Below are 21,786 nucleotides of genomic sequence, written 5' to 3' on the forward strand. Positions count from 1 at the left end.
ATCCGGAAAAGTGGAAACCGGTTTTCCGAAAAGATCATGCTCAAACAAAAAGCTCCACTCATGCGGACACTGAAACGACGCGCAGATTGTTGGTCGTTCCCACCTGCCCGAACGGAATGCCGGCGACGACCACCAGCAAATCGCGCTCTTGGGCGAACTCTTCCTCGATCGCGAGCTCGGTCGCATGCGCGACCATTTCCTCGTAGCTCTGCACGTCGTCGGAGAGCACGCTGTGAGCGCCCCAAAGCAGGCACAGCCGCCGGCAGATCTCGGGGTTCGGAGTAATCGCCAGGATCGGCAGGCTCGGCCGCTTGCGTGCGACGCGTGCGGCCGTGGTCCCGCTCGAGGTGTAGGCCACGATCGCGGTCGCATGGACGGCGGAAGCGAGATCGGCCGCGGCGGCGGCAACCGCGTGCGGCGGGGTCTGCTCTTCGCCCGGCTGCGCCGCCTCGATGATCGATCGGTACATCTTGTGCCGCTCCGTGCTCTTGATGATGCGGTCCATCATCTCGACCGCCTCGCGCGGATAGCGGCCGGTCGCCGACTCCGCCGAGAGCATCACCGCGTCCGCGCCGTCGTAGATGGCGGTCGCCACATCGGACGCCTCCGCGCGCGTCGGGGTGGGCGCGGCGACCATCGAATCGAGCATCTGTGTGGCGACGATCACAGGCTTCACCGCCAGCCTGCAGGCGCGCACCAGCTCCTTTTGGCGGCCGGGCACGTCCTCATGCGGGATTTCGACGCCGAGATCGCCGCGCGCCACCATGACGGCGTCCGAGAGGCCGATGATATCGTCGATCCGCTCCAGCGCCGCCGGTTTTTCGATTTTCGCCATCAGCCCGGCGCGTCCGGCGATCAGCGCGCGGGCCTCGATGAGGTCCGACGGCTTCTGCACGAAGGACAGGGCCACCCAGTCCACGCCGAGCCGCAGGCCGAATTCGAGGTCGGTGCGGTCCTTCGCTGTGAGCGGCGAGAGATCAAGCACCGTTCCGGGCAGATTGACGCCCTTGTGATTGGAGATGGTGCCGCCGACGACCACCTTGGCTTCGATGAAATCATTGCCGAGCCCCGTGACCCGCACGCGAACCCGCCCGTCATCGATCAGGAGATCGTGGTTGGGCGCCACGGCCGCGAAGATTTCGGGATGCGGCAGCGGGATTGCCGCGCGGTCGCCTTCTGATCCCGACAACACGAAGCGGATGGTTTCGCCTGATACGACGCTGATCTTGCCATCGCGCAAGGTGCCGACGCGGATTTTCGGGCCCTGCAGGTCCATCAGGATGCCGATCGGCCGCCTGCGCTTCTGCTCCAGCGCACGGATCGCGGCATGCACTCTGGCGTGGTCGTCCTGAGTCCCGTGACTGAAGTTCAGGCGGAATGTATCGACGCCGGCGAGAAACAGCGCTTCCAGCATATCGGGAGAGGCGCTGGCAGGACCGACGGTCGCGACAATTTTGGCCCGTCGATGACGACGCATGATCACTTCGTCCTTTCTGCGCCGGCTGCAACCAGCACGGCACGCACATCGTTCATATTCACAAGCGTTGGTCCGGTCCGGACAAGATCGCTGAGATAATCGAAAAACGTGACGCTGTCATGCTCGACAAGAACCCGGCCGGCATCGCCTCCGCCGGCGCGGGTCCTCGCCCTGGCCACTCAAAGCGCCAACCCTGTCTTCGTTCCACCGATTTGAGCCAGGGCTGGGCCCGGGCGAGCCCGCGCAGGATCGCCCGATCAGACGTTGGAGCCGTGGATCGCGTCGATCACGGCGTCGGTTACCTCTTTGGTCGTGGCCGTTCCGCCGATGTCGGGCGTCAGCACACCGGCCGCGCAGACCTTCTCGACCGCCGTCATCAGCCGCGCCCCGGCTTCCTTCTCGCCGAGATGCTCCAGCATCTGCACCGCCGTCCAGAATGTCGCGACCGGATTGGCGATGCCCTTGCCGGTGATGTCGAAGGCCGAGCCGTGAATCGGCTCGAACATCGAGGGGAAGCGGCGCTCCGGATCGATATTGCCGGTCGGCGCAACGCCGAGGCTGCCGGCGAGCGCACCGGCGAGGTCGGACAGGATGTCGGCGTGCAGGTTGGTTGCGACGATCGTGTCGAGGCTTTTGGGGCTCAGCGTCATGCGAACCGTCATGGCGTCGACCAGCATCTTGTCCCAGGTCACGTCGGGAAAGCCTTGCGCGACCTCGGCCGCGATCTCGTCCCACATCACCATGCCGTGGCGCTGCGCGTTCGACTTGGTCACCACGGTCAGCAGCTTGCGCGGGCGGGACTGCGCAAGCTGGAAGGCGTAGCGCATGATCCGCGTCACCCCGACGCGGGTGAAGATGGCGACCTCGGTGCCGACCTCTTCGGGCAGGCCCCTATGCGCCCGCCCGCCGGCGCCGGCATATTCGCCCTCGGAATTCTCGCGCACGATCACCCAGTCGAGATCGCCGACGCCGACATTGCGCAGCGGCGAGGCGACACCGGGCAGGATCTTGGTCGGCCGTACATTGGCGTACTGGTCAAAACCCTGGCAGATCGGCAGCCGCAGGCCCCAGAGCGTGATGTGATCGGGCACATCGGGCGCCCCGACGGCACCGAAATAGATCGCGTCGAATTTCTTCAGTTCGGCAAGGCCGTCGGCCGGCATCATGACGCCGTGCTTCTTGTAGTAATCGGAGCCCCAATCGAAGGTCTTGACGTTGAAGGCGATGGCGCCATCGCGCCTGGCCAGCGCCTCCAGCACGCGGATGCCGGAGGAGATCACCTCGGGCCCGATCCCATCGGCGGGAATGGCTGCAATCGAATAGGTGCGCATGGGAATGCTCCGTGAGAGGGATGTTTCCGTTGAAAGCGGATCTTAATGCGTTTGAGCGGCCGGCTCGGTCCGTCCGCTTTGCGAGCGCGAGAGCAGAAGGGTAAGAACGGCCGAGAGTACCAGCAAGGCGCCGACGAAATAGAGGCCGCCGACGAAGCTGCCGGTCCGGTCCTTGATCCAGCCGATCATGGCGGGCCCGACGAAGCCGCCGAGATTGCCGATCGAATTGATGGTGGCGATGCCGGCTGCCGCGGCCGGGCCCGACAGGAATAGGGTCGGCACGCTCCAGAGCGGCGGCTTTGACGAGCTGATGCCGATATTGACCAGCGTCAGCGCAGCCAGCACGGCGGCGACGCCCGTCGCCATGCCGGCAAAGCTGAGCCCGACCGCGGAGAGCAGGCAGGCAAGCACAACGTGCCAGGTGCGCTCGCCGGTGCGGTCCGAATGTCTCGCCCAGACGATCATGGCGACGACAGCGACCGTCGGCGGGACGGCATTGAGAAAGCCCACCTCCAGCGCCGAGAGTCCAAACTGTTTGATGATCTGCGGCGCCCAAACGCCGAGGGTATAAAGGCCCGCGGAGGTGCCGAAATAGACCAGGGCGAGCGCAAGGACGCGCAGATCGGCAAGCCCCGCCCACAGGCTGTGGCTCGCGGTGGCAGCCTTGTCCGTGTTCTCCGCATTCATGGTCCTGACCAGCCAGTTGCGCTCCTCGTCACCGAGCCATTTCGCCTGCTCCGGACGGTCGGTGAGAAAGCCGAGGACGACGAGCCCGAGCAGGACGGCCGGCAGCGCCTCCAGCACGAACAGCCATTGCCAGCCCTTGAAGCCCAGCCACCCGTCGATCTGAAGCAGCGCGCCCGAGAGCGGCGAGCCCAGCACGGTCGAGAGCGGTGCCGCAGCCATGAATAACGCGGTCACTGCGGCGCGCTGCCGCGCCGGAAACCAGTAGGACAGGTAGAGAATGATGCCCGGAAAGAAGCCGGCCTCGGCGGCTCCGAGCAGGAAGCGCAACACGTAGAAGCTCGTCGCTCCTTGCACGAACGCCATCGCGGCCGAAACCAATCCCCAACTGATCATGACCCGCGCGATCCAGATGCGGGCGCCGACCTTGTGCAGGATCACGTTGGAGGGGACCTCGAACAGGAAATAGCCCCAGAAGAATATGCCCGCGCCGAAACCGAAGACCGCCGGCGAGAAGCCGAGATCCTTGTTCATCGTCAGCGCGGCGAAACCGATATTGACGCGGTCGATGAAGGCGACGAAGTAGAGCAGCATAATGAAAGGGACAATGCGCAGAGTGATCTTGCGCAGCACGCGCGTCTCGAGCTCGCCCGCCACTTGGGCCTCCTTGAACCCTCGTTATTGGTCTTCTTTATTGATCTCGGCGGACAATCCGTTCGCGCCGCGGCTCAAAGCCTAGGCGGCGGCACCGCGACAATGCAATTGCCCCCGGTTTATACAAAAAAATGATATAATCGCGCGTTACTCGGGGGAGGACATCGGCCATGGAATTGCATCAACTGCGCTGCTTTGTGGCGGCCGCCGAGCAATTGCACTTCGGCAGGGCGGCGCAACACCTGCAGATCCTGCCCTCCGCCCTTGGCCGCCAGATCAGGTTGCTGGAAGAGGATCTGGGGACGCGGCTGTTTGCCAGAACGACGCGCGCCGTTTCGTTGACCGACGATGGCGCGGCGCTGCTTCGTGACGCCCGCGCCATCCTGACGCGGGTCGAAGCAGTCGAGCAGAATCTCCGCAATCGTTCCCGCGCAAGGGGAGCGCGCCGCCTCAGGGTCGGCGCGATCGATAGCGCTGCGGCGGGCCTGCTGCCGCCGCTGCTGCACGATTTCCGCGTGAAGCATCCCGAGGTGGCAGTGCAGCTTCTCGAAGAGAAAACGGTCCGGCTGCTCCCAAAAATCCTTTCCGGCGCCCTCGATCTCGCCTTTGTGCGTCCGCCCGGCAGGCCGGACAAGCGGCTCGAATTGCGGCCGCTGCTGATGGAGACGGCGGTGGTGGCGCTTCCGCAAAGGCACGCGCTGGCCGGCCGCAAGTCGATCTCGCTTGCCGAAATCGCCGATCAGCCCCTGATCGTCCCGGACCGGCGCTCGCGCCCCCACAGCCACGACCTGACAATGAAGCTGTTTGAGGAGGCCGGCCTGCAGCCGCGCGTCGTCCAGGTCGCCGACGAGAAACAGACCATCGTCAATCTGGTCGCGGCCCGGCTGGGCGTAGCCATCGTTCCGCGCTGGACATCGCGGATGGCGATCGCGGGCGTGCGTTTCGTGCCGCTCAAGCTCAGGCAGGCCGAGCCTGCCGGCAGATTGCCGCTGGCCGCTGCATGGCTGCGCGGCTCGCGCGATCCTGTTCGCGATTCCATTGTCGCGATCCTGGAAGCGCGGCTGAGAAAATACGCAAGAGAAGCTTGATGGCGGCCAGCCTGGTGCCCTTGCCCGCCGCGTGCGGGCAACGCGTCAGATTTTGGGAAACGTCCCGCTGATCTTCGTTGCCAGGATCTTGTCGATCCGACGCCCATCGAGATCGACGACCTCGATCCGCCACCCCTCGAGATCGAAGGAATAACCGACGTCAGGCAGCGTTCCGGATTGCTGCAGGACCAGGCCGGCGACCGTATGATAGCCGCGGTGCGGCGGGACGGGCACCGATAACAGCTCCGCGAATTCGTCGACCGGCATCCATCCGGCGACCAGAAACGAGCCGTCGGCGCGCGCCACGTAGGCAGGTTCAGGCGGCCCCTCTTCGGAATGAAAGGCGCCGACGATGGCTTCGAGGATGTCGGTGGCCGTGACAACGCCCTCGAACGCACCGTATTCGTCATGCACCAGACCGATATGCACCGCCGAAGCCTTCAAGATCGCAAGCACGTCGCGGGCGTCGGCGGATGCCGGAATGATCGGCGCTTCGCGCACGAGGGCGCGAAAGTCGGGTACTTCCTCGCGCAGATAGGCGACCAGCATATCCTTTGCCTGCAGGATGCCGATGGGGCGATCGCGATCGCCGTCGGTGACCGGCAGGCGCGAATGCGGGCTCTTCGCGAGGGCTTCGCGGATCACCTTCGGATCGTCTTTGAGGTCGATCTCATCGACATCGGTGCGAGGTGTCATGACGGCGCCCACGGGGCGGTCGCCGAGCCGCATCACGCCCGCGATCATCTCCTTTTCTCCGGGCTCCAGCACGCCCGCACTCTCCGCTTCCCTCACCACGTGATGGATCTCGTCTTCGGAAATCTTCTCTTCGGCTGCGCCGCTCCTGCCGAGTATCGTCAGGACCGCCTTTCCAGAGACGTCGAGCAGGGCCACGAGCGGCAGTGAGATCCTCGCCAGAAAATCCATTGCAGGGGCGACCTTGACGGCGACAGCTTCTGGATCGCGCAGCGCCACCTGCTTCGGAACGAGCTCGCCGACGATCAGCGTCGCGTAGGTGATGATGGTCACGACAAGGCCGATCCCAAGCACGTCCGATATCGATTTCGACAGGCCGAGCTCGACGAAGCGCTCGGTCAGGCGCTGACCAAGCGTGGTTCCCGAAAACGCGCCCGACAGGACGCCGACCAGCGTAATCCCGATCTGTACAGTGGACAGGAATTTTCCTGCATCCGAAGCAAGCCTGAGCGCGGTTTCAGCGCCGCGAACGCGCTTTTGCGCGAGGATTTCGAGCCGCGCGGGGCGGGAGGAGACGATCGCCAATTCGGACATCGACAACAAACCGTTGACGACGATCAGGACAACGACGATGGCGAGTTCAAGAAGCAACATTTTGAGTGTACCGGACTTGCCGCGGTTCAATGCGCGGACTGCGCCTTATATAAGCAAGCTCGGCTTTGGTTGCCCGATCCTCGTTCTGTTCCCGCGCTGTTGCACTGGATTCTTCGCGTCAAATTGACACAGCCCAGGCCATCGCACGATGCCGGCGCGGACGCACAATGACGGCGTGCGCTGTTCGAAAATGAATCGAGAAAGCAACAACGGACGTCGTCCCGGGCAAGCGAGCGACAGCGAGGGCGATCCGGGACCCAGGACGACCCAATTCGAGGGCTATCCCTTCCGCGCAAACGGCGCCCGCCCGGGCGGCGCGTTGGATGAACGGGGACACGCAGATCGGTCAATTCGCCAATCGACTTGAGCTATCGAGCCTGGACAGCTCCTTGGCCGTCTCGATGATCATATCCACGCGCCGTTGCAGCTTGTTCTGCAGGTCGGGAATGTTGACCTTGTCGGTCACACGATAGGCGTTACCCACCCGCTCGACATAACCCTGCTTGATCATCTCCTGCAGACGCCGAAGCACCGTGGCGCGTGGAATCTTCAGCGCCTGCGCGACCGTGCTCGCGCGCACCGGCGAGCACATGACGGTGCGCAGAAAGACATAGATGCCGATCGTCCTGAATGTGGCGCTGTCGCTGTATTTGGTAAACTCGGCGCCGTAGTCATCGTTCATGGTTCTGATCAGGCCGAGATACAGGCGACAGAGAAGCATTCGTTCGCGCGCGAAGGCGAGGCGACGCGACGGCTGGATGTCATCGAGAAGGATGAAATCCTCGCCTGTCTCGGCGTGGGTTGCGCGGACTGCCATGGCCATACTCCATGCGGAGGAGTCCCTGAGCGCTCGTGTCGTGCAGCAGCGTCAGCAATTCAACACTGCCGGCGACATGAGCGCGGCATCATTGAACGCCAGAGAGCTTGACGCCGCAATCGTCTCGGTTCTCAAATTATTCGTCAGCAATGCTGTCCCAGTTGTCGGTTCACAACGCGGCCTGAACAGCGCACGACATTGCCGAGGTCGCAAGAAGAGGATAACTTAGGTTAAGCGCTTTCTTGGCGAGAAGCAGGAGCATGGCCATGCTGACGCTGAAGATCTTGGCGAGCCTTTTACAATTGCACGGGCCGGGCGCGACGATCCAAAGCGATCATCAGGGCATCGACGCGCTGCTGAACAGCATGCGCGACTCCGAGCAAGGTGTTGCCTCTGACAAGGCCGAACCGACCCAGGTCTATTTCAGGCGTGGCGGCTTCATCCGTGGGCCGCACGCGGGTGGCTTCCGCCGGGGCGGATACTATCCGGGCGCCGGCGCGTTCCGCAGAGGGTTTGCCCGAGGCTACTAGCGCATCGTCCGGAAAACTGTGCAGCGGCTTTCCGAAAAGATCATGCTCAAACAGAAGCTCGAGCAGCGCGACGCTTCAACGCGGTCTCATCGCTCCAGATCGCGCGTCGGTTCTTCGAGCGTGTCCGGGTGATCGGTATGTCGGCCATTGATGCAGATGCCGTCGCGTTTCAAGACCGGCCGATTTCGCAGTTGCTGGTCAAGGTGGTAACGAGATGCAACATCGATTGCTCCTATTGCTACTGGTTCCGCGATGCGGCGGTTTATGCCAAGCCCAAGCTCCTGAGCGAGGAGGTAGCGCAGCAGTTGCTGCTGCGGATCGAAGAGCACCTCACCAGATACTCTTTTCACGATTTTCCCATCGTTCTGCACGGGGGCGAGCCCTTGCTGTGGGGAACCACGAATTTCCACCGCTTTGCCGGGGCCTGCGCATCCATTTCATCGCGAACGGGAACCGAAATGCCCATCGCGGTCACCACGAACGGCGTGTTGATCGATGATGAATGGCTGGACTGTTTCGAGGCGCACAACATTTCGGTAGCGATCAGTCTGGATGGACCGGCGCATATTCACGACGCTCACCGCCGGACATTTCAGGGCACGGGGACGCACGCCGCCGTCGAACGTGCGGCTCGCATGCTCGTGTCTCGCGACATCGGCGTAAGCGCGCTGGCGGTCTGCAATCCTGCTTATCCGCCGAGCCAATATGTCGAGTTCTTCGCCGAGCACGGAATTGCGTATTACGATATCATGATCCCCGATGCCACGGTAGATGAGAAGCCGCCATCGATCGCCGCGTTCTACAACGGCCTGTTCGACTTGTGGCTGGAGGCAAACCGCAGCAAGCCGACGGTCAATATCCGAATCATTTCGGATATGATCGCCGCCATGCTCGCCAACAATTCGCCGACCGAGGGCGTCGGCTACAGGCCTGTCGAGCTTTGCACGATCATGACCGACGGCACCGTGGAAGCCCACGACGTGCTGCGGATTGCGGGGGACGGGCTCACGCAGACGACATTCAACATCTTCGAGCATGCGATCGACGAGGTGAGGAACGAGCCAACTTGGAAGGTCGCGCGGGATGCCTCGATCAATCTGTGCGAGAAATGCCGGCAGTGCAAATTCATGAATGCCTGTGGCGGCGGCTATCTTCCGCACCGCTTTTCGAGGAAGAACGGCTACGATAATCCTTCCGTCTATTGCGACGACCTCTACGCCATGTTCGAAAATGTGCAGTCGGTGCTGGAGAGGCATCTTTACGTCAGCAAGCCGGGCGGGGAGCGCGTCAACGTGCGCGACGCGCTGGCGCGCGCCTGACGGACACGCGCCCAACACCCCGCGTCATTGCGAGCGAAGCGAAGCAATCCAGACTTTCTCCGCGGATGCAGTCCGGATCGCTTTGCCGCTTTCGCGCTTCGCAATGCCGAGCCTGGTCGTAGGCGCTCGCTCGGCTCTGCAACCTGACCGGTGGACTCTAAGCTAACTTCCGGTGCTCGCGTAGGATTCGCCGGGGTGCCTTCCTGCCCGTTGCGGCAGGAGTAGGATGCAGCCAACGATGAACATGGCGATGACAGCGGAGGCGACCGGCCGGCTGAGCGCGAGGCCACCGTGGTCGATGGGTTTGTCAAGGAAGTCGCCAACGGTTGCGCCAAGCGGTCGCGTCAAGATGAAAGCGGCCCAGAACAAGGTCACCCGCGAGATGTTGGTCCAGAAATATGCCGCTGCCAGAACGGCCAGCCCCGCTCCAAACAACAGCGCGCCGCCTTCATAGCCGAGGCCGGTCGTATCGGCTGCCCAATCTCCCAACGCCGTTCCCAGAGTCTGGGAAAATGTGATGGCGGCCCAGTAAAACGCTTCGACTCTCGGCCGGCTCACCGTTGCAACCGAGATCGAACCCTCGACAAAATACCAAAGCGCCAGCGTCGCCAGCAGCAGGGCCAACAGCAGCGACGAGCCTCCTGTGTAGCCGATCCCCAACGACCGGTCGGCGAAATCAGCCATGGTCGCGCCAAAGGTGGTGGAAGCAACGATCGTCGCCCAATAGAGGAACGGATGGAAGCGTTTCGCCAGAATCTGCGCCACCACCAGGGCGATGAGCGCGGCAAGAAAAATCGCCGTCCCCGTCAAGTACCCCCAGTCCAGGGTCATCGTCACCGAGTCCCCGCCGGTTTCGCCGAGGGTGGTGGCGGCAATCTTGATGATCCAGAAGACCAGCGTGACCTCAGGAACCTTTGTGAAAGCGTCGCGTGGATCGTGGGATTTGAAAGCTGTCATGGCATTGCATCACGTCGTTAAAGGGGAATGGGTCGAGTGGTTTCCAACCAAGGCCGCGCGAGGCGTTAAGCGTTTCAGCGCCAAGCTTTCGCCGGGCGGAATGCGCGTTCAATCCGGGTGACGCCCCTCCTTCCTGTTTTCGAGCACCTTGCCGGTGCGGGCATCGACGCCGACTTCTTGCGTGGTCGATCCATGCTTGATGTCGAAAGAGTAGCGCAGGCCGCTGCCACCCTTCTCCCATTCAAGCTCTTCGTCCGTTATCCTGCCGGGGTGGGCCTTGAGAGCAATGGCTCGCGCTTGTGCGATCCCGATCTTGGCCTGCTTTGCCAGCTTCTCGCCGGTGTAAGCCCAAGCGGGCAGCGTGCCGAACATGAGGCCTGCTGCGAGGCTCACCATGGCCGAAGACATTCTTCTCATCTCTAGCTCCTTTCTTGCCCCCTCACGAATCTAGGGCCGGCGATTGGTGCCAGGTCCCGTCAGGACTTCTCGACCGTGTCCATCGCCGACAAGAGTTCGGTGATGGCCTGCTTGCACGTGGCCGAATCCGGCGTTGCTGCACGCAACGCGTCGAGCGCCCGATCAATCGCCTTGTCGACGATGTGCCACTCGACCGCGGCGCGCGGCTTCAGGGCGGCTTCCGCATCGTCCCATTGCACCTCGAGATCCTTGATCCGCGTCTTGGCGCCCGTCAGATCGCCCTTGTCGATCAGGGCTGCGACGTCGATGACGATGGCGCGGAACGGCGAGAGGTCGCCGAGCTTCGACGACATTGCGGCCTCGGCGAGCGGCACGAACGAGATTGTCTCACCTGCACGCATATGCGGCTCGCCCCAAGCGACCGTCATTACGCCGATGGCCGAGGCCAGGATCAGTCTGTTCATTTAAAATCTCCTCATTGCGGCCCGTGCGTGATCGCCAGGGCTTCTGGTGGATGTGCAAGATGCGGAAATCACTGCGCGAGATCGGCGCGCTCGGTGCGCTCACCTTCGAAAGTGACCCAGGCGACCAGCGCGATGATGATGGTGAGGAATGCGAGGCTGGTGTGCACCGTGCCGAGGCCGACGCCGCCATAATGTCGCGATTGCGACAGCAGGTCCCCGAGCGAGGCTCCCAGTGGCCGGGTGAGAATGTAGGCCAGCCAGAAGGTGAGAACCGGATTGGAGCCGAGCGTATAGAAAACGGCGACGAACGCGATCAGCACGCCGAACACGATCACACCGAGCCGGAATCCAAGCCCGAGCGCTTCAGTGGCGAGGTCGCCCGCCGCCGTGCCGAGTGCGAAGGTAAAGAGAATGGCGGCCCAATAAAACAGCTCGCGGCGCGAGGTCACGATGGTGCGGATCGACAGCGTGCGCTCGACGGCGAACCAGATCGCGAATGTCGCGGCCAGCGCGCAGGCGAAAAAGGCCGTACTCACATAAAGGCTGACCTCAAGCTTATCTGTCAGGAGATCGGTGATCTGGGTGCCGACAATGCTGACCAGAACCACGGTCAGCCAGTAGATCCATGGAACGTAGCGGCGGGTGCGGAGCTGCAGGATCAGCGCCGCGAGCAGCAGGGAAGCCATGCATCCCATCGTCAGGTTTGCCCCAAGACCCACATGCACCGCGAGATAATCGGCGCCGGTCTCGCCGGCCGTCGTTGAGAGCACCTTGATGGCCCAGAAGATCAGAGTGACCTCTGGAGCCTTGTTCAGCATCGGCGATAGGCGGATTTGCCAGGTGGTGGACACGTAGTTCTCCCGGAAAGCAAATGAGCGTCAGATGTCGCCAAATCACGGCCGACTTAGGCGCGACTTAGAGTGAGATGAGCTTCGGCTGACGCGAGGCCGGCCGCGGACTCGGTTCACTTCTCGCCGGCGGGGAGAGGTGAACGGCCGTGCAACTAGCTGAACCTAATCTCGTCATGCGGTAACGCGAGATTTTGCGGAACTGCTCAAACGAGCGTGTTCCCCGCAGCGCGCGGTGCGCGACGGCGTCCTAAGTCTGCGCTAAGTCTCGCGCATGAGAACGGGGCGCTCCGCCGCCCGTGTCCGGACGAGGATCAAGAGGATGCGAGTTCTGCTGATCGAGGACGACAGGATGATCGGCACGGCCGTGCAGCAGGCGCTCAAGGATGCGGCCTACGCGGTCGACTGGGTGACGGACGGTGAGACCGCCATCCATGCGGCGGAGAGCGAGACGTACGAGCTTGCTCTGCTCGACCTCGGGCTGCCGAAGACCGATGGCCGCGACGTGCTTCGGCATTTGCGTGCGCTCGGCCGTAGGCTACCCGTCATCATCGTGACCGCGCGCGATGGCATCGACGAGCGGATCGAGGGGCTCGATCTCGGCGCCGATGACTATCTGATCAAACCGTTCGCGATGCGGGAGTTGCTGGCGCGGATGCGCGCCGTGCTCCGCCGCGAAGGCAGCGGTGCTTCGCCGGTCCTGAGCAATGGCAAGCTCAGCCTCGATCCGGCTACCCGCGAAGCCTCTTTCGCCGGCGAGAGCGCAGTGCTCACCGCGCGCGAGTTCGCGCTGCTGCAGGCGCTGTTGGCGCGGCCGGGCACGATCCTGTCGCGCAGCGAACTCGAACAGCGGATCTATGGCTGGAACGAGGAAGTCGAGAGCAACGCGATCGAGTTCCTGATCCACACCATCCGCAAGAAGCTCGGGGCTGCGGCGATCCGCAACGTGCGTGGGGTCGGCTGGATGGTGGACCGCTCGTCATGATCAGGTCGCTGCGCGGACGCCTGTTCATCGGGCTGACCGCAATCATCATCCTGACGGGCGCCATCGGCGTCATGTTCGTCTACCAATGGGCATTCGGCGAGGCCATGGAGCTGCAGGATTCGGTCCTGATCCAGCTCGCGAGCGTCGCTCAAAGCGGCAGTTTTTCCGGCGGCCAGCCGCTGCAGGGCGTTGAGCAGGATACCGACGTCTGGCTGATCGAGCTGGGAAAGACGCCGCGCGGCCCAGCCGACGATCGTCAGCTCTTCGGCTTGAAGGACGGCCTGCAAATCGCGACCCGCAAGGGGCAGCCGATCCGGGTCCTGTTGCAGACGCGCTCGGACGGAAGCCGGTTCGCTGTCGCGCAACCGACCGCGGTTCGCGACGAGACCGCGCGCGACATGGCCTTTCGCACGCTGCTGCCGATCGCCGCGCTGATCCCATGTCTGATGCTGGTTACCGCGCTGGTCATCGCGCACTCGCTGCGGCCGATGGTGCGGCTGGCGGGCGATCTCGACGCGAGGCGCGCCGACGATCTCACGCCGCTGCCGCTCTTGGGTACGCCGAGCGAATTGCATCCGTTCATCAACTCCATCAACGGATTGCTGGCGCGAATACGCTCCTTGATGGATCAGCAGCGGCGGTTTGTTGCCGATGCCGCACATGAATTGCGGACGCCGATTACGGCGCTCAGCCTGCAGGCGGAGAACCTCGATTCGGTGGACATTCCCGAGGCCGCGCGGGACCGCCTTGCCGCGCTCCGGCAGGGCATGCAGCGCACCAAGCATCTGCTCGAGCAGTTGCTTGCGCTGGCTCGACAGGAAGCTCCCCTCGCGGAAGCCGGCGAAATGCCGCTGCTCGCGCTGGACGGCGCCACCAAGGAGGTCGTCGCTGACTTGCTCCCGCATGCATTTGATCGCGGGATAGATCTCGGCTTCCAGCTTGTTGAACCAGTCGCGGTACGCGCCGAGCCTGTGATGCTCACGACGATGGTCCGCAATCTGCTCGATAATGCGCTGCGCGTCACGCCGCGTTCGGGAAACATCGATGTCGGCGTGTATCGAGAGGGAGAGATGGCCGTCCTGCAAATCGAGGACACGGGACCCGGTATCGCATCCTCCGATTTGGAACGGATCTTCGAGCCCTTCTTTCGCGGCTCCTGTCCGCAAGGAGAAGGCAGCGGCCTTGGCTTATCGATCGTGAACCGTGTGGTGGAGAGGCTGGGCGGCACCATCGGGCTGGAAAACATCGGTGGAACCGACCGCTCGGGCCTTCGCGTGACGGTCCGTCTGCCGCTTGCGGTCGATCCCTCAAAGGAAGTCTCCCGCGGGATGTAGATGCCCTGCGGGGAATGCCGGACTGCTCCGGCTGAACCTGTTGGTCAGCGCGCGCGTTGCGCAGTTTTTTGCGCGGTAGCCATGGGTGCAGCCAGCATCCGGCATTCCCTGCGCCCTCTGATTTTCGAAGAGGGGGAGTGTTGAAGCAAAACTCGGGCGAATTGAGGCGAGACTGCGAACACATGCCTCTCCCTCCATCGTCATTGCGAGGAGCGAAGCGACGGAGCAATCCAGACTGCATCCGCGGAGAGAGTCTGGATTGCTTCGCTGACGCTCGCAATGACGGAGGGCGCCGTTTGAAATTTGAATTTGGAAATGCTGTCGTTAGTACGAAAGTCATCGGGCCTTGCTCGTTATGGCCGGCTTGTGCCGGGCATCCACGTCTTTCTTCATTCGGAGGCAAGAACGTGGACGGCCAGGACAAGCCCGGCCATGGCGGATCACGCCTCCGTACTTGCCGCTACCCCTTCCGCGCGGCCAGCGCGTCCGCCACGGCGGTGCGGATATCCGCTACCGAAAACGGTTTTGTGACCACGTCATGAACGATGGCGTTGAGGTTGGAGGCGCGCTCGCGCTGGTCGGCAAAGCCGGTCATCAACAAGACGGTCAGGCGCGGAAAGTCGCGCGCCGCCGACAGCGCCAGCGCGATTCCGTCCATGACCGGCATCTGGATGTCGGTGAGCAGGAGATCGAAGGCGCCGTCCTCCTGTGTCAGAATCTCCAGCGCCTCGGCGCCGTCCTGCGCGGTCACGGTCTCGTGACCGTCCATGGCGATCGCCCGCGCCACCAGCGTGCGCATGGAATCTTCGTCATCGGCAATCAGGACGCGCGACATCGGAGACAATCTCACCAGCGAAAATGCGATTGCCCCGCATTATACACTTCCGCCGGCAATGTCTCGCTTGTTGAAGAAGCGGATGTCGATGCTGCGTCCTTCCGCGGGCGGCGATGCCAGGCGCGACTTGAAGGGCGCGCGTTCGCCGGGCTTCAGCACCGTCTGGTCCAGCACTGTGTTCCAGGCATAGATTTCCGCTCCTTGCGCATCGCGCACGGAAAAGCGCAGCCGGGGCAGGTCGACGCTCTTGCGGGTCTCGCCCACGATGGTGCCTTCGATCACCAGCACTGCCTTACCTTCAACCGTCTCCGTCGTGACCTTGACATCCTTGAACTGCACACCGCGCAGGTTCACCCCAAGGCCGGCCATCCGGTAGAAGCCGGCGGTTTGCGGCATCAGCCGCACCACGTCGGCCCGCCAGATCACCAGGGCAGCCGCGAGGGCCCCCATGGCGGCGCAGGCGGTGCTTGGCTTTAGGAGCATCCTGCCGACGCGCCCCCGCGGCGCCAAATGCGGCAAAAGCTTGCGGAACCAGGGCTGACGGCCGCCATCTTGCCCTTCCTCCGCCTCATGGCTCGCCATAGTTTGCCAATCGGCTTCATCTATGTGAGACGAGAAGTTGCGGTCGGACGGGAAGTCGCCCGCAATGGATGGGCTCTCGACATGCGGGGGCTCTTCGCCGGCTTCTCCGCGCGCCATGGCCTCCCATTCGGCCGCGGCATCGGTGTCGTTCGTCGGGCTGGCTCCAGCCATCATAGGCGCGACCGGCTCGACCGCATCTTCGGGGCGCGCCAGCCAGACTTCCTTGCAGCGGGAGCAGCGGACCATGCGGCCGGTGGCGCCCAATGTGGACGGATCGATCGCGTAAGAAGTTGTACAATGGGGACAGACGATGTGCATGAAGCAGGATTCTCAGCTTACCCTGCAGCAATGCTACAAGGCGACCGTTAACGAACCGGAAACCATAGCCGAAGCAAAACCGCTTCGCGGCACGCGTTTTATGCGCGGTTTACCGGTTCCATCCGGGTCCCCCATCGAACGGAGCTAGGCTTGGTTCGGTTCGAAAATGTCGGATTGCGTTACGGGCTTGGACCGGAGATTTTGCGCGACCTCAGTTTCGCCATCCCGGCGCATTCCTTCCAGTTCCTCACCGGCCCCTCCGGCGCGGGCAAGACGTCCTTATTGAAGCTCTTGTTCCTGTCGCTGCGGCCGACGCGCGGCCTTGTCAATCTGTTCGGCCATGACGTCTCGCTCCTGGGCAAGGACGGCGTCGCGAACCTGCGCAAACGGATCGGCATCGTGCTGCAGGACTTTCGCCTGCTCGATCACATGACGACGTATGAGAACGTCGCGCTGCCGTTTCGCGTGATGGGGCGCGACGAATCGAGCTACCGCAAGGAGGTCATCGATCTGCTCAAATGGGTCGGATTGGGCGAGCGGATGGACGCGTTGCCGCCGATCCTCTCGGGCGGCGAGAAGCAGCGTGCGGCGATCGCCCGCGCCGTGATCTCCCGTCCGCAGCTTTTGCTGGCGGACGAGCCGACCGGCAACGTCGATCCGACGCTGGGACGGCGGCTGCTCAGGTTGTTTATCGAATTGAACAAGTCGGGCACCGCGGTGGTCATCGCCACCCACGACATCACGCTGATGGACCAATATGACGCAAGGCGGCTGGTGCTGCACCAGGGCCGTCTGCATATTTACGAGTAGGCCATGAGCAGGGTTGAGCAGCACGGACCTCTGGTGGACCTCGGCAACGAGCGTCCGCAGTTGCCGGCGCGCGCCCGCAACCTGTCGCCGATCGTGCCGCGGGCTTCGATCGCCGGGCGCGCTTTGGTCGCCGTGGTCGCCATCATGACCTTCCTCGCTTCGCTGACGACAGGTGCCGTGCTGCTGGTGAGCGCCTCGGCCGCCGAGTGGCAGTCCGACGTCGGCAGCGAGATCACCGTTCAGGTGCGGCCGCAAACCGGGCGCGATCTCGAGCGCGACACGGCGGCGGCCGCGGCGGCGATGCGCGCGCAATCGGGCATCCTCGAGGTCCGTCCCTTCACCAGGGATGAATCGGCAAAGCTGCTGGAGCCGTGGCTGGGCAGCGGGCTGGCGCTGGACGATCTCCCGGTGCCGCGCCTCATCGTCGGGCGCGTGCAGCCTGGCAGCGCGCTCGATCTGGCCGGCTTGCGCAAGGCGGTGACGCAGGCTACCCCCACCGCCACCGTGGACGATCACCGCGCCTGGATCGAGCGGATGCGCTCGATGAGCGGCGCCACGGTGTTTGCGGGGCTCGGCATTCTGGCGCTGGTGATCGTCGCGACCATCATCTCGGTATCCTTCGCGACACGCGGCGCGATGGCCGCCAACCGTCCGATCGTGGAGGTGCTGCATTTCGTGGGCGCCGGCGACCGCTACATCGCGGACCGCTTCTTCTGGCATTTTCTGCTGCTCGGGCTCGAAGGCGGCCTGATCGGCGGCGGCCTCGCCATGCTCGCGTTTGGCTTTTCCGAATCGATCGCCACCTGGTTCTCCGGCACGCCGGTCGGTGACCAGTTCGCGGCGCTGCTCGGCACGTTCTCGTTGCGGCCATCGGGCTATCTCGCGCTGGCCGTGCAAGCGGTGCTGATCGCGGCGATCACCGCCTGGGCCTCGCGCCGGACGCTGTTTGCCACGCTGGACGAGATCGAGTGACGTGGGCGTGACGCGGCGGACTCCACTTCGCCCAAAAAGCTTTCTAACATGACCCGGCGAAGAGGACGTTAACCATCATATGAGCACGCCCGACGACAAGCCGCATGCGCCCGCGCGCCGGGGACGAGGCCGGCTGCGCAGGACCATCGTCGCGGTGTTGGGTTTTGCCGTCGTTGCTGTCGCGGCCGGCTTTGGCGGCTTCCTGGCGCAGCTCCGCGGCACCGAGATCGCACCCCACCACAAGGCGGATGGCATCGTGGTGCTGACCGGCGGGAGCTCGCGGGTATCCGACGCGATGGAGCTGCTGGCCGCAGGCTACGGCAAAAGGCTGCTGATCTCCGGCGTGCATCCCTCGAGCGGAGCCAATGACATCTCGCGCTCGCTTCCCGAAGGCCAGTCCTACCTGGGATGCTGCGTCGATCTCGACCGCTCCGCCGTCAACACCCGCAGCAACGCGGCGGAGACGCGGCGCTGGGCGCATGAGCGCGGATTCAAATCGTTGATCGTGGTGACGTCGAACTACCACATGCCGCGTGCGATCGTTGAGTTGTCGCACGCGATGCCCGACATCGAGCTCATCCCTTTCGCGGTGGTCAGCGACAAATGGCGCGAAGAACCATGGTGGTCCGGTGGTGCGACCCTGCGACTGGTGTTATCGGAGTATGTGAAATATCTCGCTGCTGAGTTGAGGGTGCGTCTGGCCGATCTCGACATCGAGTTGAACTTCGATGCGCCGGAAGCTCCCGCGACTTTAGGCCCGCCGCGCCGGCCGGCGACGGCTCAGGCGAACTAATTTGGCGAACTAATTTAAGGTCTTCGATGGTTGCGATTTTCCTGCGTTCGCTCCTCTTCAACATCCTGTTCTATCCGGTCTTCCTGTTCTGGGCCGTGATTGCGGTGCCAACGCTCGTGCTGCCACGCGCAGCCCTGCTGCGTGTCGCAAACTGGTGGGCACAGACCAATATCGTCCTGATGCGCGTCATCTGCGGCATCAAGGTCGAGTTCAGGGGCGCCGAGAAGATTCCGAACGGGCCGCTGCTCGTCGCCTCCAAGCACCAGTCGATGTGGGAGACCATTTCGCTGCTTCACTTGTTCGAGGCGCCGTTCTTCGTGCTCAAGCGCGAGCTGCTGTGGATTCCGATCTTCGGCCTGTTCCTGAAAAAGGCGAACATGATCGCGATCGACCGCCGCGCCGGCGGGCGTGCACTGCTGGCGATGGTGCGTCGCGCGGTGCAGGAGGTTCGTCACGGCCGCCAGCTTGTGATCTTCCCCGAAGGCACGCGCACCGCGCCCGGCGCGGTGCCACATTACAAGCCCGGCGTGGGCCAGATCTATGTCGAGTGCGGCGTGCCGTGCCTGCCGGTTGCGCTCAATTCGGGCTTGTTCTGGCCGCGCCGCACCTTCATGCGTTATCCGGGAACGCTGGTGGTCGAGTTTCTCGACCCTCTGCCGCCGGGGTTGCCGCGCGAGGAATTTCTCGAGCGCCTGCGGACCGCGATCGAACAAACGACCGAGCGACTCGTCGCGGCCGGCCGCGCCGAGCAGACGCGGTTGTTCGGCCGCGCGTCGACGACGGTCAAGGCGTGACGCTTTTCTCGCCATCCGGCGCGGCATGCAGCGGATGCGACTCATGCAGCATCAGCGCGAGCTGATGCAGCGCGCCGTCGCGAAAACCTTCCGCTTCGATGGCCTTCACCGTCGATAGGACGTAGTCGCGGTTGTTGCCGGATTGGCCGTGCCCTTGCAGCACGTGGCGAAGCTGCTCGGCCGGCGTCAGCCGACCGGCATACTGCACATGGCCGCGATCGACGACGTAAACAAGCGCGCTCACGCGCTGCCGCGCGTCGTCCTCCAGCCACACCGAACGCGTGACCTCGCGGTAGACCGACGTGACCTGCTCGCGCGCGCGCAGATAGGCGATGGTCTCCGCGCGCCTGTTGGCGTCGACCCGGAAAGCGATGCCGCGGCACGCCCCGCCGCGGTCAAGGCCGAGCACCAATCCGGGTCTCTCCGGCGTGCCCCGATGCACGAAGGAATAGACGCACAGCGCGCGGTGCTCGCCGATCAGCCGTGCCGGAACCCGCTCGAGATAGTCGAAGCCCGGTCGCCACATCAGCGAACCGTAGCCGAACACCCAGAGGTCGCCTTTGGAAGAGTCCGTATCGGAAAGGGTCATTGCCGCCATTGCGGTTAACGGCTAGCAGAATTTGGCGAATGATCAAAATGGCCCGGCTTGGCCGTGCCGATCTGTCTCCGCTTTATTGACAAAATTGCTGCTCAAAGGGGTCGGCCCATGTCTGATATTACGCTTGCGCCGCGCCAGCGCCCGCTTTGGCCGCTTTTCGTTGCTCCCGTTCTGCTTCTGATCGCCGCCATCGGCTGGAGCGTATTCTGGTTTTACGCCGCCTCCCAGGTCGGTGTGAAGGCCGATGCCTGGCGCGCGCAGGAGGCAAGATCCGGCCGGGTCTACGACTGCGCGCGACGTTCGATCGCAGGCTTCCCATTCCGTCTCGAAGTCCGCTGCAACGACGTGACCGTGTCACTGATCTCGCAGACGGCCGGCCAGCCGTCGCAAACCCCGGTTACGGCAAAGCTTGGCGAGATACTCGCGGTCGCGCAGATCTACGATCCGAAACTCGTGATCGCCGAGTTCACTGCGCCGGCAAAGATCTTTGAGCAAGGTACGCAGCAGCCGACTTACATCGTCAACTGGAGCAAGGGACGCAGCAGCGTGGTTGGCCTGCCGGCGACGCCCCAGCGCGCTTCAATCGTGTTCGACGATGCCGCGATCGATCGCCTCGAAGGGACCGTGCAAGTCCCGTTTGCCAGCGCCAAGCATATCGAGCTGCACGGCCGCATCGCGCAGGGCTCGCCGACCGATCATCCCGATATCGAAAGTGTGGTGGAGATCAACCAGGGCAGTATCCAGGGGGTGCATCCGCTCCTCGCGCAGCCTTTCGATGCCGATGTGCGGGCGATGGTGAGTGGCCTGAAGGATTTCGCGCCCAAGCCGTGGCCGGAGCGCTTTCGCGAGATCCAGGCCGCGGGCGGCCATATCGAAATTCTGCAATCGCGCGTCCAGCAGGGCGATGTGATTGCAGTCGCGGCCGGCAATCTGGGTCTTTCGGCCAATGGCCGGCTCGATGGCGAATTGCAGATGACGGTCGCGGGGATCGAGAAAGTGATCCCGGCGCTGGGAATCGACAAGATGCTGGAGCAAGGCGTGCCGCAAGCAACGCTGGACCGTGTCGCGCCTGGCGTGAAGAGCCAGGACATCAATAATCTCTTCGGTGCGCTCGATCGCGCTATTCCTGGCCTCGGCAAAGTTGTGAAGCAGAACGCGAACGTCGGTGTCGCCGCCGGTATCAATGCGCTCGGCACCGAAGCTCAGCTCGAAGGCAAGAAGGCGCGGGCCTTTCCCCTGCGCTTCGTCGACGGTGCGGTGTTCTTAGGACCCTTGAAAGTCGCCGATATCCCGCCGCTATTTTGAAGTTCGAGCATCATTTCACGTCCTCGCGAGCGGTAATTTCCGAAGCTTGTAGCGCACTCGCGCAAGCGTGATGGCTGCTCCTCTTTTGGTCGGGAATGAGAGCGCCCAACTGTAGGTCTAGTTCTCAGACGGCCCGAACCCTCCGTTGTGGGCCGTGACAGGAGGAGAGCGATGGCTGGTTTCAAGTTATTCGGCGCGGCGGTGCTTTTCTCCGCGCTGTTTGCCACACAGGCGTTTGCGCAGGCCGCAGTTCAGGAACCCGGTGCTTTTGCATTCTATCATCCCAACGCCGACGTTCTCAATGCGGGGCGATCGGCGCCGCGCGATGCGCTGGCCTTTTACCCTCCGCGTCCTGACATAGGTGGCTCGAGGCTGGAGGTGCGGCCGCATCGGATGCATCACAGGCCCTTCGGCAGAGCCTACTGAAGTTTCGAAGTCCTCCCTGCGGGCGTCATGACGCCCAACATCTTTCCCGTGTGTTGCTCCAACCGACAGGGCTCGGCCAATCCCTGGTTGGGCCCTCCTTT

The 21,786-nt window shown here is 63.5% G+C and carries 23 protein-coding genes; 11 read left to right on the forward strand and 12 right to left on the reverse strand.

Going from position 1 to position 21,786, the window contains the following annotated elements; translation table 11 throughout:
* Positions 1–58: 58 nt before the first annotated feature.
* The 3 genes from pyk to P6U23_RS04050 form a co-directional block, all read right to left on the reverse strand.
* Entirely contained in the window at positions 59–1,477 is a 1,419-nt protein-coding gene (pyk, locus tag P6U23_RS04040) for a pyruvate kinase (RefSeq protein ID WP_407178306.1), read from the reverse strand.
* 257 nt (positions 1,478–1,734) lie between these two features.
* A complete protein-coding gene (locus P6U23_RS04045; RefSeq protein ID WP_407178307.1) occupies positions 1,735–2,808 on the reverse strand; it encodes a tartrate dehydrogenase in 1,074 nt (357 codons plus the stop codon).
* Positions 2,809–2,850: 42 nt separating this feature from the next.
* Entirely contained in the window at positions 2,851–4,149 is a 1,299-nt protein-coding gene (locus P6U23_RS04050) for an MFS transporter (RefSeq protein ID WP_407178308.1), read from the reverse strand.
* Between the two features lie 167 nt (positions 4,150–4,316).
* Between P6U23_RS04050 and P6U23_RS04055 the strand changes: the two genes are divergently transcribed.
* A complete protein-coding gene (locus P6U23_RS04055; protein ID WP_407178309.1) occupies positions 4,317–5,234 on the forward strand; it encodes a LysR family transcriptional regulator in 918 nt (305 codons plus the stop codon).
* 45 nt (positions 5,235–5,279) lie between these two features.
* Here the strand turns inward: P6U23_RS04055 and P6U23_RS04060 are convergent, their stop codons facing one another.
* Both P6U23_RS04060 and P6U23_RS04065 read right to left on the reverse strand, forming a co-directional pair.
* Complete coding sequence (locus P6U23_RS04060) at positions 5,280–6,581, reverse strand: hemolysin family protein (protein WP_407178310.1); 1,302 nt, start codon at positions 6,579–6,581, stop codon at positions 5,280–5,282.
* 346 nt (positions 6,582–6,927) lie between these two features.
* Positions 6,928–7,398 carry a helix-turn-helix domain-containing protein gene (locus tag P6U23_RS04065; protein ID WP_407178311.1) on the reverse strand — a complete coding sequence of 157 codons (471 nt, stop codon included), beginning with the start codon at positions 7,396–7,398 and terminating at the stop codon, positions 6,928–6,930.
* A gap of 266 nt (positions 7,399–7,664) precedes the next feature.
* Between P6U23_RS04065 and P6U23_RS04070 the strand changes: the two genes are divergently transcribed.
* Together P6U23_RS04070 and P6U23_RS04075 are read left to right on the forward strand one after the other, a co-directional pair.
* The gene (locus tag P6U23_RS04070) at positions 7,665–7,928 is read left to right on the forward strand and encodes a hypothetical protein (RefSeq protein ID WP_407178312.1); all 264 of its coding nucleotides are present in this window, start codon (positions 7,665–7,667) and stop codon (positions 7,926–7,928) included.
* A gap of 137 nt (positions 7,929–8,065) precedes the next feature.
* Positions 8,066–9,247 (forward strand): radical SAM protein, encoded by a 1,182-nt coding sequence (locus P6U23_RS04075; protein ID WP_407178313.1) that lies wholly within the window; start codon positions 8,066–8,068, stop codon positions 9,245–9,247.
* Between the two features lie 162 nt (positions 9,248–9,409).
* Here P6U23_RS04075 and P6U23_RS04080 read toward each other — a convergent pair whose 3' ends face one another.
* The 4 genes from P6U23_RS04080 to P6U23_RS04095 all read right to left on the reverse strand — a co-directional run bounded on the left by P6U23_RS04080 (position 9,410) and on the right by P6U23_RS04095 (position 11,903).
* Positions 9,410–10,204: a hypothetical protein gene (locus P6U23_RS04080; RefSeq protein WP_407178314.1), complete on the reverse strand. Its 795-nt coding sequence runs from the start codon at positions 10,202–10,204 to the stop codon at positions 9,410–9,412.
* Between the two features lie 108 nt (positions 10,205–10,312).
* Positions 10,313–10,576 carry a PepSY domain-containing protein gene (locus P6U23_RS04085; protein ID WP_407178315.1) on the reverse strand — a complete coding sequence of 88 codons (264 nt, stop codon included), beginning with the start codon at positions 10,574–10,576 and terminating at the stop codon, positions 10,313–10,315.
* Positions 10,577–10,680: 104 nt separating this feature from the next.
* Positions 10,681–11,085 carry a hypothetical protein gene (locus tag P6U23_RS04090; protein ID WP_407178316.1) on the reverse strand — a complete coding sequence of 135 codons (405 nt, stop codon included), beginning with the start codon at positions 11,083–11,085 and terminating at the stop codon, positions 10,681–10,683.
* 68 nt (positions 11,086–11,153) lie between these two features.
* Positions 11,154–11,903: a hypothetical protein gene (locus P6U23_RS04095; protein ID WP_407181778.1), complete on the reverse strand. Its 750-nt coding sequence runs from the start codon at positions 11,901–11,903 to the stop codon at positions 11,154–11,156.
* Between the two features lie 352 nt (positions 11,904–12,255).
* On the opposite strand from P6U23_RS04095, the gene P6U23_RS04100 reads away from it, so the two are divergent.
* Both P6U23_RS04100 and P6U23_RS04105 read left to right on the forward strand, forming a co-directional pair.
* The gene (locus P6U23_RS04100) at positions 12,256–12,918 is read left to right on the forward strand and encodes a response regulator (protein WP_407178317.1); all 663 of its coding nucleotides are present in this window, start codon (positions 12,256–12,258) and stop codon (positions 12,916–12,918) included.
* Positions 12,915–14,252, forward strand: coding sequence for an ATP-binding protein (locus P6U23_RS04105; RefSeq protein WP_407178318.1), 1,338 nt, complete (start codon positions 12,915–12,917; stop codon positions 14,250–14,252). Before P6U23_RS04100 ends, P6U23_RS04105 begins: the two co-directional genes overlap by 4 nt.
* Before the next feature lie 460 nt (positions 14,253–14,712).
* Here the strand turns inward: P6U23_RS04105 and P6U23_RS04110 are convergent, their stop codons facing one another.
* Both P6U23_RS04110 and P6U23_RS04115 read right to left on the reverse strand, forming a co-directional pair.
* A complete protein-coding gene (locus P6U23_RS04110) occupies positions 14,713–15,087 on the reverse strand; it encodes a response regulator (RefSeq protein ID WP_407178319.1) in 375 nt (124 codons plus the stop codon).
* 39 nt (positions 15,088–15,126) lie between these two features.
* Complete coding sequence (locus tag P6U23_RS04115; RefSeq protein ID WP_407178320.1) at positions 15,127–15,987, reverse strand: MJ0042-type zinc finger domain-containing protein; 861 nt, start codon at positions 15,985–15,987, stop codon at positions 15,127–15,129.
* Between the two features lie 150 nt (positions 15,988–16,137).
* Between P6U23_RS04115 and ftsE the strand changes: the two genes are divergently transcribed.
* The 4 genes from ftsE to P6U23_RS04135 all read left to right on the forward strand — a co-directional run bounded on the left by ftsE (position 16,138) and on the right by P6U23_RS04135 (position 19,356).
* A complete protein-coding gene (gene ftsE / locus P6U23_RS04120; RefSeq protein ID WP_407178321.1) occupies positions 16,138–16,797 on the forward strand; it encodes a cell division ATP-binding protein FtsE in 660 nt (219 codons plus the stop codon).
* A 3-nt stretch (positions 16,798–16,800) separates the two neighbouring features.
* A complete protein-coding gene (locus tag P6U23_RS04125; protein ID WP_407178322.1) occupies positions 16,801–17,769 on the forward strand; it encodes a cell division protein FtsX in 969 nt (322 codons plus the stop codon).
* Positions 17,770–17,848: 79 nt separating this feature from the next.
* Positions 17,849–18,562, forward strand: a complete 714-nt coding sequence (locus P6U23_RS04130; protein ID WP_407178323.1) for a YdcF family protein — start codon at positions 17,849–17,851, stop codon at positions 18,560–18,562.
* Positions 18,563–18,588: 26 nt separating this feature from the next.
* Positions 18,589–19,356 carry a lysophospholipid acyltransferase family protein gene (locus P6U23_RS04135; RefSeq protein ID WP_407178324.1) on the forward strand — a complete coding sequence of 256 codons (768 nt, stop codon included), beginning with the start codon at positions 18,589–18,591 and terminating at the stop codon, positions 19,354–19,356.
* Here P6U23_RS04135 and P6U23_RS04140 read toward each other — a convergent pair.
* Entirely contained in the window at positions 19,346–19,945 is a 600-nt protein-coding gene (locus P6U23_RS04140) for a gamma-glutamylcyclotransferase (RefSeq protein ID WP_407178325.1), read from the reverse strand. The two genes, P6U23_RS04135 and P6U23_RS04140, sit on opposite strands and share 11 nt — an antisense overlap.
* Positions 19,946–20,062: 117 nt before the next feature.
* Here P6U23_RS04140 and P6U23_RS04145 point away from each other — a divergent pair, with 117 nt between their 5' ends.
* Positions 20,063–21,259: a DUF2125 domain-containing protein gene (locus tag P6U23_RS04145; RefSeq protein WP_407178326.1), complete on the forward strand. Its 1,197-nt coding sequence runs from the start codon at positions 20,063–20,065 to the stop codon at positions 21,257–21,259.
* Between the two features lie 171 nt (positions 21,260–21,430).
* The gene (locus P6U23_RS04150) at positions 21,431–21,685 is read left to right on the forward strand and encodes a hypothetical protein (protein WP_407178327.1); all 255 of its coding nucleotides are present in this window, start codon (positions 21,431–21,433) and stop codon (positions 21,683–21,685) included.
* Positions 21,686–21,786: the final 101 nt, after the last annotated feature.

Source organism: Bradyrhizobium sp. STM 3562 (assembly GCF_045571435.1).
Lineage (GTDB): Bacteria > Pseudomonadota > Alphaproteobacteria > Rhizobiales > Xanthobacteraceae > Bradyrhizobium.

Excerpts from the sequence above, each read along its gene's own strand:
- P6U23_RS04110 (WP_407178319.1), bottom strand. The coding sequence starts at position 15,087 with ATGTCGCGCGTCCTGATTGCCGATGACGAAGATTCCATGCGCACGCTG.
- P6U23_RS04090 (WP_407178316.1), bottom strand. The coding sequence starts at position 11,085 with ATGAACAGACTGATCCTGGCCTCGGCCATCGGCGTAATGACGGTCGCT.
- P6U23_RS04075 (WP_407178313.1), top strand. The coding sequence starts at position 8,066 with ATGTCGGCCATTGATGCAGATGCCGTCGCGTTTCAAGACCGGCCGATT.
- P6U23_RS04140 (WP_407178325.1), bottom strand. The coding sequence starts at position 19,945 with ATGACCCTTTCCGATACGGACTCTTCCAAAGGCGACCTCTGGGTGTTC.
- P6U23_RS04045 (WP_407178307.1), bottom strand. The coding sequence starts at position 2,808 with ATGCGCACCTATTCGATTGCAGCCATTCCCGCCGATGGGATCGGGCCC.
- P6U23_RS04115 (WP_407178320.1), bottom strand. The coding sequence starts at position 15,987 with ATGCACATCGTCTGTCCCCATTGTACAACTTCTTACGCGATCGATCCG.
- P6U23_RS04150 (WP_407178327.1), top strand. The coding sequence starts at position 21,431 with ATGGCTGGTTTCAAGTTATTCGGCGCGGCGGTGCTTTTCTCCGCGCTG.
- P6U23_RS04130 (WP_407178323.1), top strand. The coding sequence starts at position 17,849 with ATGAGCACGCCCGACGACAAGCCGCATGCGCCCGCGCGCCGGGGACGA.
- P6U23_RS04125 (WP_407178322.1), top strand. The coding sequence starts at position 16,801 with ATGAGCAGGGTTGAGCAGCACGGACCTCTGGTGGACCTCGGCAACGAG.
- P6U23_RS04080 (WP_407178314.1), bottom strand. The coding sequence starts at position 10,204 with ATGACAGCTTTCAAATCCCACGATCCACGCGACGCTTTCACAAAGGTT.
- P6U23_RS04070 (WP_407178312.1), top strand. The coding sequence starts at position 7,665 with ATGCTGACGCTGAAGATCTTGGCGAGCCTTTTACAATTGCACGGGCCG.
- P6U23_RS04085 (WP_407178315.1), bottom strand. The coding sequence starts at position 10,576 with ATGTTCGGCACGCTGCCCGCTTGGGCTTACACCGGCGAGAAGCTGGCA.
- P6U23_RS04145 (WP_407178326.1), top strand. The coding sequence starts at position 20,063 with ATGTCTGATATTACGCTTGCGCCGCGCCAGCGCCCGCTTTGGCCGCTT.
- P6U23_RS04105 (WP_407178318.1), top strand. The coding sequence starts at position 12,915 with ATGATCAGGTCGCTGCGCGGACGCCTGTTCATCGGGCTGACCGCAATC.
- P6U23_RS04100 (WP_407178317.1), top strand. The coding sequence starts at position 12,256 with ATGCGAGTTCTGCTGATCGAGGACGACAGGATGATCGGCACGGCCGTG.
- P6U23_RS04060 (WP_407178310.1), bottom strand. The coding sequence starts at position 6,581 with ATGTTGCTTCTTGAACTCGCCATCGTCGTTGTCCTGATCGTCGTCAAC.
- pyk (WP_407178306.1), bottom strand. The coding sequence starts at position 1,477 with ATGCGTCGTCATCGACGGGCCAAAATTGTCGCGACCGTCGGTCCTGCC.
- P6U23_RS04095 (WP_407181778.1), bottom strand. The coding sequence starts at position 11,903 with ATGCTGAACAAGGCTCCAGAGGTCACTCTGATCTTCTGGGCCATCAAG.
- P6U23_RS04135 (WP_407178324.1), top strand. The coding sequence starts at position 18,589 with ATGGTTGCGATTTTCCTGCGTTCGCTCCTCTTCAACATCCTGTTCTAT.
- P6U23_RS04055 (WP_407178309.1), top strand. The coding sequence starts at position 4,317 with ATGGAATTGCATCAACTGCGCTGCTTTGTGGCGGCCGCCGAGCAATTG.
- P6U23_RS04065 (WP_407178311.1), bottom strand. The coding sequence starts at position 7,398 with ATGGCAGTCCGCGCAACCCACGCCGAGACAGGCGAGGATTTCATCCTT.